Source organism: Kitasatospora sp. NPDC097691, assembly GCF_040302665.1.
Lineage (GTDB): Bacteria > Actinomycetota > Actinomycetes > Streptomycetales > Streptomycetaceae > Kitasatospora.
This window is the reverse complement of the sequence record NZ_JBEORY010000047.1, coordinates 53,499-69,104: the sequence shown is the minus strand read 5'-3', so window position 1 is coordinate 69,104 and position 15,606 is coordinate 53,499. Positions and strand designations below refer to the sequence as shown.

General features: G+C 74.7%; 16 protein-coding genes and 1 tRNA gene. 11 read left to right on the top strand and 6 right to left on the bottom strand.

The window, feature by feature from the left end; genetic code table 11:
* Nucleotides 1-201: metallopeptidase family protein (locus ABTY56_RS27335; RefSeq protein ID WP_350631840.1), on the bottom strand; the 201-nt coding region annotated here is incomplete at its 3' end.
* Nucleotides 202-271: 70 nt separating this feature from the next.
* On the opposite strand from ABTY56_RS27335, the gene crcB (ABTY56_RS27330) reads away from it, so the two are divergent.
* The 6 genes from crcB (ABTY56_RS27330) (at nt 272) to ABTY56_RS27305 (ending at nt 5,978) form a co-directional block, all read left to right on the top strand.
* Entirely contained in the window at nt 272-811 is a 540-nt protein-coding gene (gene crcB / locus ABTY56_RS27330; protein WP_350631837.1) for a fluoride efflux transporter CrcB, read from the top strand.
* The gene (locus ABTY56_RS27325; protein WP_350631836.1) at nt 808-1,218 is read left to right on the top strand and encodes a DUF190 domain-containing protein; all 411 of its coding nucleotides are present in this window, start codon (nt 808-810) and stop codon (nt 1,216-1,218) included. The genes crcB (ABTY56_RS27330) and ABTY56_RS27325 overlap by 4 nt, the downstream gene beginning before the upstream one ends.
* A complete protein-coding gene (gene crcB / locus ABTY56_RS27320) occupies nt 1,215-1,589 on the top strand; it encodes a fluoride efflux transporter CrcB (RefSeq protein ID WP_350631835.1) in 375 nt (124 codons plus the stop codon). Before ABTY56_RS27325 ends, crcB (ABTY56_RS27320) begins: the two co-directional genes overlap by 4 nt.
* A gap of 235 nt (nt 1,590-1,824) precedes the next feature.
* Nucleotides 1,825-2,505, top strand: a complete 681-nt coding sequence (locus tag ABTY56_RS27315) for a hypothetical protein (protein WP_350631834.1) — start codon at nt 1,825-1,827, stop codon at nt 2,503-2,505.
* Between the two features lie 195 nt (nt 2,506-2,700).
* On the top strand, nt 2,701-4,941 hold the full coding sequence (locus tag ABTY56_RS27310; protein ID WP_350631833.1) for a DEAD/DEAH box helicase: 2,241 nt from the start codon (nt 2,701-2,703) through the stop codon (nt 4,939-4,941).
* Between the two features lie 203 nt (nt 4,942-5,144).
* Nucleotides 5,145-5,978, top strand: a complete 834-nt coding sequence (locus ABTY56_RS27305) for a TIGR02452 family protein (protein WP_350631832.1) — start codon at nt 5,145-5,147, stop codon at nt 5,976-5,978.
* Between the two features lie 76 nt (nt 5,979-6,054).
* Here the strand turns inward: ABTY56_RS27305 and ABTY56_RS27300 are convergent, their stop codons facing one another.
* Both ABTY56_RS27300 and ABTY56_RS27295 read right to left on the bottom strand, forming a co-directional pair.
* Entirely contained in the window at nt 6,055-6,399 is a 345-nt protein-coding gene (locus ABTY56_RS27300) for a hypothetical protein (protein ID WP_350631831.1), read from the bottom strand.
* Nucleotides 6,400-6,501: 102 nt separating this feature from the next.
* A complete protein-coding gene (locus ABTY56_RS27295) occupies nt 6,502-7,596 on the bottom strand; it encodes a hypothetical protein (RefSeq protein WP_350631830.1) in 1,095 nt (364 codons plus the stop codon).
* 226 nt (nt 7,597-7,822) lie between these two features.
* Here ABTY56_RS27295 and ABTY56_RS27290 point away from each other — a divergent pair, with 226 nt between their 5' ends.
* Nucleotides 7,823-8,914, top strand: a complete 1,092-nt coding sequence (locus ABTY56_RS27290) for a low temperature requirement protein A (RefSeq protein WP_350631829.1) — start codon at nt 7,823-7,825, stop codon at nt 8,912-8,914.
* Nucleotides 8,907-9,356 (top strand): RICIN domain-containing protein, encoded by a 450-nt coding sequence (locus ABTY56_RS27285; RefSeq protein ID WP_350631828.1) that lies wholly within the window; start codon nt 8,907-8,909, stop codon nt 9,354-9,356. Before ABTY56_RS27290 ends, ABTY56_RS27285 begins: the two co-directional genes overlap by 8 nt.
* A 37-nt stretch (nt 9,357-9,393) precedes the next feature.
* Here ABTY56_RS27285 and ABTY56_RS27280 read toward each other — a convergent pair whose 3' ends face one another.
* The 3 genes from ABTY56_RS27280 to ABTY56_RS27270 form a co-directional block, all read right to left on the bottom strand.
* A complete protein-coding gene (locus tag ABTY56_RS27280) occupies nt 9,394-10,089 on the bottom strand; it encodes a tyrosine-protein phosphatase (RefSeq protein WP_350631827.1) in 696 nt (231 codons plus the stop codon).
* A 131-nt stretch (nt 10,090-10,220) separates the two neighbouring features.
* Complete coding sequence (locus tag ABTY56_RS27275) at nt 10,221-10,982, bottom strand: SDR family oxidoreductase (protein WP_350631826.1); 762 nt, start codon at nt 10,980-10,982, stop codon at nt 10,221-10,223.
* A 10-nt stretch (nt 10,983-10,992) separates the two neighbouring features.
* Entirely contained in the window at nt 10,993-12,222 is a 1,230-nt protein-coding gene (locus ABTY56_RS27270) for a DNA glycosylase AlkZ-like family protein (RefSeq protein WP_350631825.1), read from the bottom strand.
* 237 nt (nt 12,223-12,459) lie between these two features.
* On the opposite strand from ABTY56_RS27270, the gene ABTY56_RS27265 reads away from it, so the two are divergent.
* From ABTY56_RS27265 to ABTY56_RS27255, 3 genes are all read left to right on the top strand, one after another.
* Nucleotides 12,460-13,215: a nucleotidyltransferase domain-containing protein gene (locus ABTY56_RS27265; RefSeq protein WP_350631839.1), complete on the top strand. Its 756-nt coding sequence runs from the start codon at nt 12,460-12,462 to the stop codon at nt 13,213-13,215.
* A gap of 47 nt (nt 13,216-13,262) precedes the next feature.
* Nucleotides 13,263-13,338, top strand: a tRNA-Lys gene (locus ABTY56_RS27260).
* A 418-nt stretch (nt 13,339-13,756) separates the two neighbouring features.
* Entirely contained in the window at nt 13,757-15,298 is a 1,542-nt protein-coding gene (locus tag ABTY56_RS27255) for a tryptophan halogenase family protein (RefSeq protein ID WP_350631824.1), read from the top strand.
* Nucleotides 15,299-15,606 lie beyond the last annotated feature (308 nt).

The window sequence follows — 15,606 nt, the reverse complement described above, 5'->3', positions numbered from 1 at the left end:
GATGCGGTCGGGCAGGACGCCCGCGTACCACTCGCCGCGTTCGGTGAGCGGGGTGCCCTCGTAGAGGCCGAGGAGCTCGGGGTCGCTCGGTTCGGGTTCGTCCTCGACGAAGATCGCGACGTTGTCCATCATGGCCGCGAGCTGCGGGGGAATCTGGTCGAGCGCGTCGCTGACCAGCGTCTCGAACTCTTCCCGGGTCATCTCCACCGGATCATTGTCGGGTCTCGGATGACGGTGTGCCAGGTGGCGGAGGCCGGTGTTTGATGGGGCTATGACGACCTCGGAGGGCGCCCCGGGCGACACGGTGGGCGGTCCGCCCGGGACGCCGCCGGTCGCGGCGCGGGTGCGGAACCGGCCGCCGGTGCTGCGCGGGCAGGGGCCGGCCGTGGCGGTGGTCGCGGTCGGCGGGGCGGTCGGGGCGGTGGCCCGGTACGCGGCCGGGCTCGGCTGGGAGACCGGGCCGACGGCCTTCCCGTGGACGACGCTGCTGGTCAACGTGGTCGGCTGCGCGGTGATCGGGGTGTTCCTGGTGGTGATCACCGAGGGGCGTCAGGCGCACCCGCTGGTGCGGCCGTTCTTCGGCACCGGCGTGCTGGGCGGGTTCACCACCTTCTCGACCTACGCGGTGGACGTCCGGCGGCTGCTGGAGGCGGGCCGGCTCGGGCCGGGGCTGGCGTACCTGGGGCTGACGCTGCTGGGCGCGCTGGTCGCGGTGTGGGCGGCGGCGGGGCTGACCAGGCGTCTGATCCACCGTGCGGTCCGCCGCGGGGCGGCCGGGGGCGGCCCGGCGACCGGCGGGGGTGTGCGGTGACCCGGCTGGGCGGGCCGGCGCTGCGGCTGACGGTGCTGGTCGGCGAGAGCGACCGGTGGCACCACCACCCGCTGTACAGCGAGATCGTGCACCGGGCGCGGGCCGCCGGGCTGGCCGGGGCGAGCGTGTTCCGGGGGATCGAGGGGTTCGGGGCGTCGTCGCTGGTGCACACCACGCGGCTGCTGTCGCTGAGCGAGGACCTGCCGGTGGCCGTGGTGATCGTGGACGAGGAGGAGCGGGTGCGGGCGTTCCTGCCGCAGTTGGAGGGGCTGGTGGCGGAGGGCCTGGTGCTGCTGGACCGGTGCGAGGTGGTGACCTACACCGGGCGGGGGCCGGGCGGCGGTACGGGCGGTGGACCCGGCGGTGGCGCGGGCCGGGAGCCGGGCCGGGGAGCGTCGGCGGAGTGAACTGGCTGCTGGTGGTGGCGGGCGCGGTGGTCGGCGCTCCGCTGCGGTACCTGACGGACCGGGCGGTGCAGTCCCGTCACGACTCGGTCTTCCCGTGGGGCACGTTCACGGTGAACGTGGTCGGCTGCCTGATCCTCGGGACGGTGACCGGCGCGGTGGCGGCGGGTGCGGCGTCCTCGCGGGTCCAACTGCTGCTGGGGACGGGGCTCTGCGGCGCGCTGACCACGTACTCGACCTTCTCGTACGAGACGCTGCGGCTGGCCGGGACGGGCGCCGGGCGGTACGCGCTGGCGAACGTGGCCGGCAGCGTGGCGGCCGGGCTGGCGGCGGTCTACGCCGGGGCGGAGCTGGCCTCGGCGCTCTGGGGCTGAGGCACGGGCCGGGGTGACGGCGGGGGCCTCGGCCGGGGCCCGGGCCGGGGGCGGCGCCCCGGCGGGAGGGCGGGGCCAACTGCCGCCCCGCCCGTGTCCCGCCGGGCCGGGCGCGCGTTGGGCACCGAAAGCGGCCGCGCGCGAGTGGGCGGCCCGGGTGGGGCGGTAGAGAGGGACCTCGGTGGCTTCGGTGCGGTCGGTACGAGCGGTTCGGGCAGTACGGGCGGTTCGGGCAGTGCAGGCGGGACGGGCGGGACGGGCGCGGAACGCGGCGGTCCTGCGCTCGCGCGCCGTACGGGCGGCGGCGGTGCTGACGGTGGCCGGGCTGGGGCTGACGGGCTGCATGTCGGTCGGTCCGGCGGCGGAGGAGAGGCACGGCGGGGTGGCGCCGGTCGGGCAGGCCGGTCCGGCGGGCCGGCCGGGCGTGACGGGCGGGCCCTCCGCCTCGTCGGGGGCCGGGCATCCGGGCGGCGCGTCGGGGCACCCGGAGCGGCCCGGGGGCCTGCAGGCCGAGAGCGGTCCGGGCGGGGCCACGACCTCGGCGCCGGGCGAGGTGCTGCCCGGTGCGACCGGGACGGTGGCCGGGGTGGTCCCGGTCCCGGAGCCTCCCGACGGCGCGGCGGGCGGCGGTTCGGCGGGCGGCGTGAACACCAGTCCGGCGCCGCACCCGGGCGGCGGCGGGCCGACCGGCTCCGGCGATACGGCGGGCTCCGGCGGTACGGGCGGGGCGGGCGGCACCGGCGAGGGCCGCTCGGGCGGTCCGGCGGGCTCGCCGTCGGCCACGCCGAGCAGCCGCCCGTCGAACACCCCGGAGCCCGAGCACAGTTCACCGCCCGTGACCGTCCCGCCGCTTCCGGAGCCCTCGTCGGGCAGCTCCGGTTCCTCGGCGCCGAGCCCGCGCTCCGGCGGGCATTAGGTCCCTGTCCAGGGCATTTGCCTCCGATCCCCAGGTTCCTCTATGGTGGTAGATCGTTCGTTTGATTCATTTGATTGGCGCCCTATTCCCATCTGGCGCCCTTGGCGCGTTCCGGCGATCCGTGGCTGACCGCATAGAGGCGGTTGTGAAACAGAACCCCGGACTTTGGCGCGTGCCACTTCCGGAAGGTTTTGCATGTCTCTCGTTGACGACGCCCGCTTCGCCATGCCCGCGAACGAGGCCGCCGCCGATGTCACCGACACCACCGACACCCTCGACACCGCCGCCGACGAGGTGATCGCCGAGGCCGTGGAGGCCACCGAGGAGGCGGCCGCCGAGCCGACCATCACCTTCGGCGACCTGGGCCTGCACGACGACGTCGTGCGCGCCCTCGCCAAGCGCGGCGTCACCACCCCGTTCCCGATCCAGGCCGCGACCATCCCGGACGCCCTGGCCGGCAAGGACGTGCTGGGCCGCGGTCGCACCGGCTCCGGCAAGACGCTCAGCTTCGGCCTGCCGCTGCTGACCCGCCTCGCCGACGGCGAGCGCACCCGCGCCAAGCAGCCGCGCGGCCTGATCCTGGTCCCGACCCGCGAGCTGGCCATGCAGGTCGCCGACGCCCTGGAGCCCTTCGGCTCGGTGCTCGGCCTGCGCCTCAAGGTCGTCTGCGGCGGCACCTCGATGTCGAACCAGATCTACGCGCTGGAGCGCGGCGTCGACATCCTGGTCGCCACCCCGGGCCGCCTGCGCGACCTGCTGAACCGTGGCTCGGCCAAGCTGGACGACGTCCAGACCGTCGTGCTCGACGAGGCCGACCAGATGGCCGACATGGGCTTCCTGCCCGAGGTCACCGAGATCCTCGACCAGGTGCCGGCCGGCGGCCAGCGCCTGCTGTTCTCCGCCACCCTGGAGAACGAGATCGACACCCTGGTGAAGCGCTACCTGAAGAACCCGGTCACCCACGAGGTCGACCCGTCGGCCGGCGCCGTCACCACCATGACCCACCACATCCTCGTGGTGAAGCCCAAGGACAAGGCGCCGATCACCAACGCGATCGCCGCCCGCAAGGGCCGCACGATCATCTTCGTCCGCACCCAGATGGGCGCCGACCGCGTCGCCGAGCAGCTGCTCGAGGCCGGTGTGAAGGCCGACGCGCTGCACGGCGGCATGACCCAGGGTGCCCGTACCCGCGTCCTCGGCGACTTCAAGGACGGCTACGTCAACGTCGTCGTCGCCACCGACGTCGCCGCCCGCGGCATCCACGTCGACGGCATCGACCTGGTCCTCAACGTGGACCCGGCCGGCGACCACAAGGACTACCTGCACCGCTCCGGCCGCACCGCGCGCGCCGGCCGCTCCGGCGCCGTCGTCACCCTGGTGCTGCCGCACCAGCGCCGCGGCGTCTTCCGTCTGATGGAGGACGCGGGCGTCGACGCCAGCCGCCACATCCTGGACCACGCCTTCGACGCGGAGGTCGCCAAGATCACCGGCGCCCGCTCGCTGACCGAGGTCCAGGCGGAGAGCGCCGCCAACATCGCCGGTGCCGCCGAGCGCGAGATCGCCGACATGACCCGCCAGCTGGAGCGCGCGCAGCGCCGCGCCACCGAGCTGCGCGAGGAGGCCGACCGCCTGGCCGCCCGCGCCGCCCGCGAGCGCGCCGACCTGGGCATCGTGGACGAGGAGCCGGCCGCCGAGGTGACCGGCGAGTCCGCCGAGGCCGCTCCGGCCGCCGTCGAGGCGCCCGCCGCCCCGCAGGCCGAGGAGCGCACCCCGTCGTACCGCGAGGCGCGCACCGAGCGTCCGGCCTTCGCCCGTGACCGCGACCGCGGTGGCGACCGTGACCGTGACGACCGCCGCTCCGGTGGCTTCGGTGGCCGTGACCGTGACGACCGCCGCTCCGGTGGCTTCGGTGGCCGTGACCGTGACGACCGTCGCTCGGGCGGTTTCGACCGTGACCGCGGTGGCGACCGTGCCGGCGACCGTGGTGGCTTCAACCGTGACCGCGGTGGCTTCGGTGGCCGTGACCGTGACGACCGTCGCTCGGGCGGTTTCGACCGTGACCGCGGTGGCGACCGTGGTGGCTTCAACCGTGACCGCGGTGGCTTCGGTGGCCGTGACCGTGACGACCGTCGCTCCGGTGGTTTCGACCGTGACCGCGGTGGCGACCGTGCCGGCGACCGTGGTGGCTTCAACCGTGACCGCGACGACCGCGGCGGCCGCTCCTTCGGTGACCGCCCGGCCCGCTCCTTCGGCGACCGTCCGGCCTTCGGCCGTGACCGCGACGAGCGCGGTGGCAGCAGCCGTCCGTTCTCGCGCCGCGACGACCACCGCTCCGGCGGCCGTCCGCAGGCCGACCGTGGTGGCTTCAACCGTGACCGCGGTGCCGACCGTGGCGGCTTCAACCGCGACGACCGCAAGCCGCGCTGGAAGAACTGACGCCGCACCGGCGGTGATCGACCGCCGGACCGGCTGAACGTGTGAGAAGGGCCCGCTCCGTCCCCCGGAGCGGGCCCTTCGCGTTCCCCCGATATCCCCCGATACCCCCCAACACCTCGTCCTGGGACTCCCCCCGAGGTGTTGTTCTGGAAGTGAGAATAACCTGTGGCGCGCGGTGGTGGTAGTCCCGTAGCGTCCGGGACATGAGCAGCAGACTGCATGACGTGGCGCGGGTGAACGAGGAGATCGCCGGGCGGGGGAACTACCGGACGGCGGGGGGTGAACTCGTGCAGGTGGGCGAGCAGCTGACGGCGGCCCAGGCCGGCACGGTCTCGTACGCGCCGGAGGCGCTGGACGCGCTGGTGGCGGCGGGCGAGCCCGGGCCGGGGCCGCGCGGGAGCGTCGAGGTGACTGCCGAGGGGAGCGTCCAGGCCGCCGGGCGACTGGTGGAGGCCGGGGCCGGGCCGGTCGGGGTGCTGAACTTCGCCTCCGCCCGCAACCCCGGCGGCGGCTACCTGCGCGGTGCCCGCGCCCAGGAGGAGGACCTGTGCCGCAGCGCGCTGCTGTACAGCTGCCTGCTGGAAGCGCCGGACTACTACGAGGCGCACCGGGCGTCGACCGACCTCCGGTACAGCCACCGGGTGATCGTCTCGCCCGACGTGCCGGTGATCCGGGACGGGCGCGGCGAGCTGCTGGCGCAGCCGTTCCCGGTCACCTTCCTGACCTCGCCCGCGCCCAACGCCGGTCAGCTGGAACGGCGTTCGGCCGGTACGGACGTGCGGGGCGTGCTCGCCGAGCGGGCCGTGCGGGTGCTCGCGGCGGCGGCCCGGCACGAGGTGCGCACGCTGGTGCTCGGGGCCTGGGGCTGCGGGGTGTTCCGCAACGACCCGGCCCAGGTGGCCGAGGCCTTCGAGGGCGCGCTGGCCCGGTACGGGGCGGCCTTCGACCGGGTGGTGTTCGCGGTCTGGGACCGCTCGCCGGTCTCGGTGAACCGGGCCGCCTTCGAGGCCCGGTTCGGTGCGGCGAGCCGGACCTAGCCGGACCTAGCCGGGCCTGGCCGGGCCTGGCCGGACCTCGCCGGACCTCGCCGGACCTCGCCGGGCCCAGCCGGGGCTAGCGGGTCTTGCGGTTGCGGACGGACAGCGCCGTCGCGGCCGTGGAGGCCGCCGCGACCACGCCGGTGACGGCGAAGACGGCCGGCCAGGCGCCGATCCGCTTGGCCAGCGGGTGCGAGCCGCCGAAGGCCGCCACGTACAGGCCGGTCAGCGCGGCCGCGGTGCCCGGGCCGGAGCTGCGGCGCCACTGCGCGGCCGCCCCGGCGCCGGCCGCCGCCAGTACCGCGCCGCCCAGCTCGCGCCGGCCGGTCCAGCGGGCGACGCCGTAACCGCCGACCAGACCGCTCGCCGCGGTCAGCGCGGCGGGCGCGGCGGCCGCGAGCACGTTCGGGACCTTCGCCATCGTCGACTCCACTCCTCGGGGCTGTGTCGGATTCCGACCATAACCCGACCGGGCCGCCGATCCTCCGGAGGGCTCCGGACGCTCCGGACACGGACGGCGCCGCTACCGGAAGGCCTCCGCGGTGGAGTGCCCGGGGACGGTACGGGCGAGCCACCGCGCCGCCTCCGCCGGGTCGAGCACCCGCTCCAGCCGCAGGTCGCCCGGGACCTCCTGGATGAACCGTCCGGCCGACCAGCTGCGCTCGTACGGCTGCGGCTCCAGCACCAGGGTGCGCACGCCGTCCAGCAGCGGGACGTCGCTCGGGGTGCCCTCGTTCCAGAGCCAGGAGCCGTCCGGGGCGACCAGGTTGAAGGCGCCGGTCGCGATCGGCCGACGGTGGTCCAGGAAGGCCGTCCGGGCGAGTGCCACCACCTCCGGGTCCTGCGGGGCGCCGGGGAGGTGGCCGCCGCCGATCAGCACGTCGGCGAGCAGGGTGTGCAGCTGGAAGGTGTCGCCCAGGCCGCTCATCCGCAGCAGGTAGCCGGTGCCGGTGGGGCGGTCGAGCACCAGCAGCGGCTCGTCGTCCAGGACCAGCGCCAGGTGGGCGAGGCCCTTGAGGTCGTGCTGCTCGCCCTCGTACCGGCCGAACAGCTCCACGAGCGCCTCGGTCACGCCCGAGGCGCGGGCCTCGGCCCGGACCGGGGCGTGCGAGTACACCGCCCAGGACGCCTGCTGCCACAGGTGCAGCGTCCACCAGCCGACCACGGCCAGGTGGGCGTGCCACTCGTCCAGCAGCGCCGGGTCGGCGATCCGCTCGTGCGCCGCGGCCGGATCGTCCTCCTCCGGGTCCGGCAGCGGGCCGCCGCCCGTCTCGGCCCACCGCCGCACCAGCAGCTGCACGCCGGTCAGCGCCCCGCGCAGGCCGGCCAGCACCGGGCCGGCGCAGGCGACCGGGTCGGCGCCGTGCTCGACGCAGGCGCCCACCACCATCGCCAGGTGCGAGCGGGGGAACGGCGGGGCGTCCGGCAGCAGTGCGGCCAGCCGGGGACCGGCCGCCACCCGATCGTCCGGGGCGGCCGCGCCGAACAGCCCGCCGACCAGGCCGAGGACGGGGCCGAAGCGCTCGTCGTCCTCGGCGGCGACCACCGCCTCCAGTTCGGCCACGGCCTCGAGGAAGGTGGGCTGCTGACGGTGCGACGACATCTGCTCGGTGGACATTCGCCGCAGCATAGGCGGCGGAGCCGGTCCGGTCGAAACGCCCCCGTGCCCGGGCCGGGTGACGGATACTCGCGCGGTGACCGCATCGCGTGTTTCCCCTGGTACTCCTGAGGCCGGCGCTCCTCGGGCCGGTGCTCCCGAGGCCGGTGCTCCTCGGGCCGGTGCTCCTCGGGCCGGTGCTCCCGAGGCGACAGGTCCCGCCGGGACCGCCGAGCCGGCCCTGAAGGTGGCACCGCTCGAACTCTTCCTGGACCTCGTCTTCGTCTTCACCATCACCCAGCTCACCGGCAGCCTGGTCCACCACCTCACCCCCGGCGGGTTCGCCCAGGTGCTGGTGATGCTGGGCGTCATCTGGTGGATGTACGACGCCTTCATATGGCTGACCAACGCCATGCCGCCGCGCACCCACGGTCGGCGCGGGCTGCTGATGCTGGCCATGGGCGCCTTCCTGGTCATCTCGCTGTCCGTCCCGCACGCCTTCGAGGGCGGCGGCGCCGCGTTCGGCTGGGCGTACCTGGTGGTGGTCGCCCTGCACACCGGGATGTTCGTCGCCGCCGGGGTCACCCCCGCCGCGGTGCTGCGGATGGGCGCGAGCAACCTGGTCGTCGGCGCCCTGGTGGTGACCGGCGGCTACCTCACCGGGACGCTCCAACTCGGCTTCTGGACGGCCGCCTTCGCGATGCAGTTCGTGACCCCGTGGGCGGCCGGGCTGCCCGAGTTCCGGTTGCGCGCCGACCACTTCGTGGAGCGGCACGGGCTGATCGTGATCATCGCCTTCGGCGAGTCGGTGATCGCGATCGGCGTCGGGGCCGGGACGGCCGACCTCGGGCCCGGGCTGATCGCCGTCGCGCTGCTCAGCCTGACCGTCTGCGTCGGGCTCTGGTGGGCCTACTTCGGGCACGACGACGACGCCCGCGCCGAGCGCCGGATGGCCGCGCTGCCCTCCGCCGAGCGCAACCGGGCGGCCGTCGCGGTCCACTACCTGGGCCACTTCGGGCTGCTGCTCGGCGTGCTGCTGTTCGCCGCCGGGGTCAAGTCCGCGGTCGCCCACCCCGTCGCCGCGATCAGCCTGCCGCAGGCCGTCGCGCTGGCCGGGGGGATCACCCTCTACCTGGTGGTCAACACCGCCGTGCGCGGCTTCCTCGGCCTGCGCCCCAACCTGCCCCGGCTGCTCGGCGCGACGCTGGTCGCGGCCACCGTCCCGCTGGGCACCCGGGTGTCGGCACTCGTCCAGGTCGGCGTGGTGGCGGCGGTGCTGGCCGCGGTCTTCGGCTACGAGGCCTGTCGGTACCCGGTGGCAGACTTCGACCGTGACTGACTCCGCGATCACCGACGGCAGCTACCTCGTCCGCAACGTCGGCACCGGCCTGCTGCTGCAGGTCGCCGACGCCTCCCGGCGCAGCGGTGCCCGGATCGTGCTGGGCGCCGACGACGGCACCGACGCCCAGCTCTGGCACCTCACCGCCGTCCACCCGGGCGGTGCGCTCTACCACCTGGAGAACGTCGGCAGCGGCAAGCGCCTCGACGTCACCGGCGCCTCCCCGGACGACGGCGTCCCGATCCAGCAGTGGGGTGCCAACGCCTTCGGCGCCCAGGAGTGGCTGCTGGAGGCCCATGTGGACGCCCCCGGGACGTACACCGTCACCAGCTTCATCAGCGGCAAGCCGCTGACCGCGCCGCAGGCCCCGGACGGCGTCGTCCACCAGTGGGAGGACGTCGACGAGCCGACCCAGTGGTGGCGCTTCGAGCGCCGGCCGTAGGGCCCGCCGTCGAGCCCCCGCCCGGCCGGGGCGCCGGTCAGGCCGAGAGGTTGGTGCGTACGGCGTCCAGTTCGGCTTCGGTGGCGCCGTGGTGGTGGAGGTAGGCGGGGATCGAGCCGTGGTGGGTGTCGATCCAGGTGAGCGAGGAGGCGATGAGTTCGGCGCCGACCGGGCGGGAGAGGCGTTCGGCGCCGGCCTCGTCGACGTACGGGACGGGGCCGTCGTCCAGGCCGAGGCCGATGTTGGAGAGCAGGAAGTCGGCGGTGATGTCGGCCTCGGAGGCGCCCAGCAGGGACTGCAGGACGGCGATGGTGAGGCCGGTGCGGTCCTTGCCGACGGCGCAGTGGACGACGGCGGCCAGTGACTCCGGTGCGGCGAGGCGGCGGATGACGGCGGCGAGCGAGGGGCCGGCCGTCTCGGCCATGAAGGGGTAGAGGGAGGCCTGGTCCTCCGGCCAGGGCCGGTCGACGTCGCCGCGGTTCGCGGGCAGGGTCGGCAGGCTGAGGGTCTCGTGGTCGAGGCCGTGCCGCTGGTCCGGCCAGGTCTCCAGCTCGAACGGGCTGCGCAGGTCGAGCACCGTCCGCAGGCCGAGGGCCTTGAGTCGCCGGGCGCCCTCCTCGGTGAGCGTGTGGAAGGAGCCGGAGCGGTAGAGCACGCCCCGGCGGAGGGCGCCGATGCCGCCCGCGTCACGGAAGTTGCGCACACCGGGGATGTCGATGAAGGCGTCGGTCATGGCTTCCACCGTACGGGCGGGGGCAGGCGCGCGGAAGGAAACCGGAGGGGGCCGTTCGGTGGCGGGTCGACGCTGTCCGAAAGCGGCCCCCGGGTCGGGCGGGTTCCGGCCCGCGGGGCCGGAAGCAGTCGTCAACGGCCGCCCGAGACCTCCAGGAACGCGCCCGTGGTGTACGAGGCTGCGGGGGAGAGCAGGAAGAGGATCGCCTCGGCGACCTCCTCCGGCCGGCCGCCGCGCCGCATCGGGAGGTTCGGGGCGACCCGGTCGACCCGGCCGGGCTCGCCGCCGAGCGCGTGGATGTCGGTGTGGATCAGTCCGGGCCGCACCGCGTTGACCCGGATCCCCTCGGCGGCGACCTCCAGGGCGAGGCCGCGGGTCATCGAGTCCACCGCGCCCTTGGCGGCCGCGTAGTCGACGTACTCGTTCGGCGAGCCGAGCCTGGAGGCGGCCGAGGAGACGTTGACGATGGCGCCGCCGCGCCCGCCGTGCCGGGTGGACATCCGGCGGACGGCCCGGGCTGCGCACAGGAACGGGCCGGTGATGTTGGCGGCCCAGATCCGGTTCAGCCGGTCCTCGTCGATCTCCTCCAGCCGGCACTGCTCCTCCAGCGTCCCGGCGTTGTTCACCAGGCCGGTGAGCAGGCCGAGTTCGGCGTCCACGGTGGCGAACAGCCGCTCCACCTCGGCGGTCCGGCTGACGTCGGCGCGCACCGCGAGGGCGGTGCCGCCCTCGGCCCGGACGGCGTCCACGACGGAGGCCGCCGAGGCTTCGTCCGTACGGTAGTTGACGCAGACCCGGTAGCCGCGGCGGGCGGCCAGCAGGGCGGTGGCGGCGCCGATGCCGCGGCCGGCGCCGGTGACGAGCAGGACTTCGTCGGTGCTGGTGGTCGACATGGTCCGTACGCTACCCGGCCGTCGGGCCGGTCACGCGTGCCGCGGCGGCCCGCAGCGCCGCGATCCTGGGGGCGCGGCTCTTCGGCGAGTCGAGGCTGAAGCCGCGGGCGTCGCCGAGATCCTCGCGGACGAACTCCTCGGTGCGGGCCACCGCTTCGCGCAGGGCGTCGTCGAGCGGGACGAAGGGCAGCAGGACGATCTCGGCCCGCTCGGTGTCGTACTCCCAGAGCCCGACGATCCGGCCGCGGTCGAGTACGACGTGGGTCTGCGGGTCGGCCTCGGAGCCGAAGGCGCGACCGGCCCGGCCGGCGGGCAGCGGGCGGGCGGCGTCGGCGGGGTCGAGCAGCCGGGGCAGGTCGCGGTGCAGCAGGTGGATGCCGTCGATACCGGCCGGCAGGGTGTAGTGCGGTGTGCTCGGCACACTGAACTCGCTGAACTCCTCGGCGAGTTCGGGCGATAGCAGGAGCTCCGAGCCGGGTGCGAGCGGGACCGCGCCCGCCTCGGCGACGGCCCGCCGGGCGGTCGCGGCGGTGAAGCCGGAGAACCAGCGGAAGTGTTTGACGGTGGCCGGGCCGGCCCAGGAGAAGTAGCGGCGGGCGAGGTCGACGGCGTCCCCCGCGACCGGCTGGTCCCAGCCGACGTAGCCGTAACGCTGTTGGTCCAGGCGGCCGTTGACGGACACCCGGCGGATCCGGCCGCGCGACTGCATCAGCCCGAGGGCGAGCGGCAGCGTGGTGGCGAGGCCGCGCTTCCTGCCCGCCTCGCCGAGCGGGCGGACCGCGTCGCCGACCGACTCGCGGATCGTGGTCGGGTCCAGCGGCTCGTCCGGCGACAGCACCCGCTCGATGGCCAGGCAGAGCTTCTCCACCTCGTCCCGGCCGACCCCCAGGTGCTTCTCCGCCGCGGCCAGTTCGCCCACCGGCGCGGCGCCGCCGCAGGCCAGGCCGAGCGCGAAGTCGGAGCCGGGCAGCAGGTACGTGCAGCCGCGGGCGGACGGCAGCTCGTGCACCTCCAGCCGGGCCACCGCCGCGTCCACCGCCGCCCGGCGGAGCCCGGCCCGGGCGAACAGGCCCAGGTACGGCGCCGCGCCGCCCACCGAGCGGGCCCAGCCGGTGGCGGCCAGCGCCTCGGCGGCGGACGCACCGGTGTGCGGGCGGTCCAGCCACTGCCGGTGCGACCACCAGGCCCGCAGCTTCTCGACGCCGCCTGCCACCGCTTCCACGTGGGGATCGTGCTCCATGGGGCCAGTATCGGCGGCCGGGCGGGCCCCGGACCGGAAATCGCTCGCCCGGCGCGGCCCGTTCCGGAGAGGATGCCCGTACCCGCCGCAGCCTGGCCGTCCGCGGCCCGACCGCGGCCGGCCCGTTCGCCGTCCGACCGTACGCCTCCCGGGAGGAGACCGCCCGTGCCCGCAGCCACCTCCGTGCCCGTAGCCACCCCCGGGACCGTAGCCACCCGCGGGACCGCAGCCACCCCCGTGCCCGTAGCCACCCCCGGGACCGTCCTGCTCTCCGGCATCGTCGGTTCCACCGCCTACGGCTTCGCCCACGCCGGCTCCGACCTGGACCGGCTGGGCCTGTTCGCCACCCCCACCGAGGAGTTGCACGGCCTGCACCGCCCGGCCGAGTCGCACGTCAGCACCGCGCCCGACCTCACCCTGCACGAGGCCGCCAAGTGGTGCCGGCTGGCGCTGACCTGCAACCCGACCGCCTCCGAACTCGTCTGGCTGCCCGACGACCTGTACGAGACCCGCACCCCGCTCGGTACGGAACTCATCGGCATCCGCACGAGCTTCCTCAGCGCGCCCGCCGTGCGGAAGGCCTATCTCGGCTACGCCGACCAGCAGTTCCGCAAGCTGCTGACCCGCGACACCACGGACCCGGCCACCCGCCGCCGGGCCGCCAAGCACGCCCGGCACCTGGTCCGGCTGGTCGAGCAGGCCGTCCGGCTGCACGAGAGCGGCCGCAACCTGATCCGGCTGCCCGACCCCGAACGGATCCGCGAACTCGGCGAACGCATCGCCGACCGCCCGGCCGTCGCCGAAACGCTGCTCGCCGACGCCGCCGACCGCCTGGCCGGCCCCGGCGTCCTCCCGGCCGCCCCCGACCCGCGCCCCGCGGAGGCCTGGCTCCGCCGCGTCCGCGCCGCCCACTACACGCCGCCTCGAGGACCGCTGCACACCGACGGCGCGTCCGCGCAATCCACTGGCGGAGCCCTGGGCCCCACCGGGTAGGATCGCCGTGGCTCTCCCCACCGGGCACCACCGGGGCCAAGAGCCGCGGGGCACTAGCTCAATTGGCAGAGCTGCGGACTTTTAATCCGTAGGTTCAGGGTTCGAGCCCCTGGTGCCCCACCAGATCCGTCACCGGCCGCCCCGGCGAGCTCCCGGAGGCGGCGGATCGGACGCCGCGTGCTGCGTCGGTGAGCCCCCCGCCGCAGCGGAACGGCCAGGGCTCTCGGGCCCACCCCTCCCCCGAACGACGCCGTGCGGCGCCGTGCCCGCCGTGCGGCGCCGTGGCCGCCGTGCGCGGTTTCGGCGGTATCCGGACATTCCCGCACAGCCCGTCTGGGCCCCCGGCACGGGCGTCGAGCCCGACCGCGTCCGCTCCCGCCCCGGCGCGCGACCACCCGTGGTCTTCGATTCGATTCGGGCGTCCGTCGATATTGTCGGGAACATTGTCGATCTTCCCGCGCCATTGACGACCGATAACGAAGGAAAAACGTGGCTGGATAACTTCGCTGCACGAATCACGGATCTCCAGGAGGGCTCGGGGATGATCAACTCGGTAGTGATCGTCGGCGGCGGAACCGCAGGCTGGATGAGTGCCACCTACCTGAAGGCGGCATTCGGCGACCGGATCGACGTGACGCTGGTGGAATCGGACCGCGTCGCCGCCATCGGCGTCGGCGAGGCGACCTTCAGCACCGTCCGGCACTTCTTCGACTATCTCGGCCTGGACGAGCGGGACTGGATGCCGCACTGCTCCGGCTCCTACAAGCTCGGCATCCGCTTCGAGAACTGGCGCGAGGTCGGGCACCACTTCTACCACCCGTTCGAGCGGCTGCGGACCTCCGACGGGTTCAACGTCGCCGACTGGTGGCTGCAACTCAGCGACCGCAGCGAGTCCTTCGACCGCAGCTGCTACGTCACGCCGTACCTGTGCGAGTCCAGACGCTCGCCGAGACTCCTGGACGGGTCGCTGTTCGCCGGTGGCCTGGACGGTTCGCTCGGCCGCTCCACCCTGGAGGAGCAGCGCGCCCAGTTCCCGTACGCCTACCACTTCGACGCCGGCCTGCTGGCCCGGTTCCTCACCGACTACGGCACCCGGCGCGGGGTGCGGCACGTGGTGGACGACGTGGTGGACGTGGCCCGGGACGAGCGCGGCTGGATCAGCCACGTCACCACCCGCGAGCACGGCGAGCTCGCGGGCGACCTGTTCATCGACTGCACCGGCTTCCGCGGGCTGCTGATCAACCAGACGCTGGAGGAGCCGTTCGTCTCCTTCCAGGACGTCCTGCCGAACAACCGGGCCGTCGCGCTGCGGGTGCCGCTGGACGAGGAGCAGCGCAAGGACATGCGTCCGTACACCACGGCCACGGCCATGGAGGCGGGCTGGATCTGGACCATCCCGCTGTTCGGGCGCAACGGCACCGGCTACGTCTACTCCGACGAGTTCGCCACCCCGGAGGAGGCGGAGCGCACGCTGCGCGAGTTCGCCGCGCCCGGCCAGGAGGACCTGGAGGCCAACCACATCCGGATGCGGATCGGCCGCAACGAGCGCTCCTGGGTGAACAACTGCGTGGCCATCGGCCTGTCCAGCGCCTTCGTGGAGCCGCTGGAGTCGACCGGCATCTTCTTCATCCAGCACGGCATCGAGCAGCTGGTGAAGCACTTCCCCGACGAGCGCTGGGACCCGGCCCTGGCCGCGGACTACAACCAGCGCGTCGCGAACGTGCTGGACGGCGTCAAGGAGTTCCTCGTCCTGCACTACTGGGCGGCCCGCCGCGACGACACGCCGTACTGGAAGGAGACCAAGGTCCGCCCGCTCCCGGACGGCCTGGCCGAGCGACTGGAGGTCGCCGCCTCGCACCTGCTCGACGAGCAGACCATCTACCAGGGCTACCACGGCTTCGAGCACTACTCCTGGAACACCATGCTGCTCGGACTGGGGCACGAACCCCGGGCGGCCCGGCCGGCGCTCGCGCACATCGACCCGACCACGGCCCGCGCCGAGCTGGCCCGGATCAAGGCCGACGCGGACCGCCTCGTCGCCGCCCTGCCGAGCTGCTACGAGTACCTCGCGTCGATCAACTGACGCGCACCCGGCAGGGGCGCACCGAGCCCCCGGCCCGACGGGTCCCGACCCCCGCGGACCCGTCGGGCCGGGTTCCCGTCGGCGCACCGGCGGCGACCGAGGACGGTCGCCGTCCGACGGCGCCCGGCGGTGCCCCCCGGCAGGGTTCGGCGACCATCCGCACCGCTCCCAGAAGGCGAGAACGCATGGCCAGCCCACCCGCGTCGAGCCAGGCCCCGGCCGGCAGACGCTTCGTGGACCGCGCCGGTCCGCAGCCCCGCTCCCCGAGACAGCCGCCCATCGCCGGACACGTGCCGGCGGACGACTAC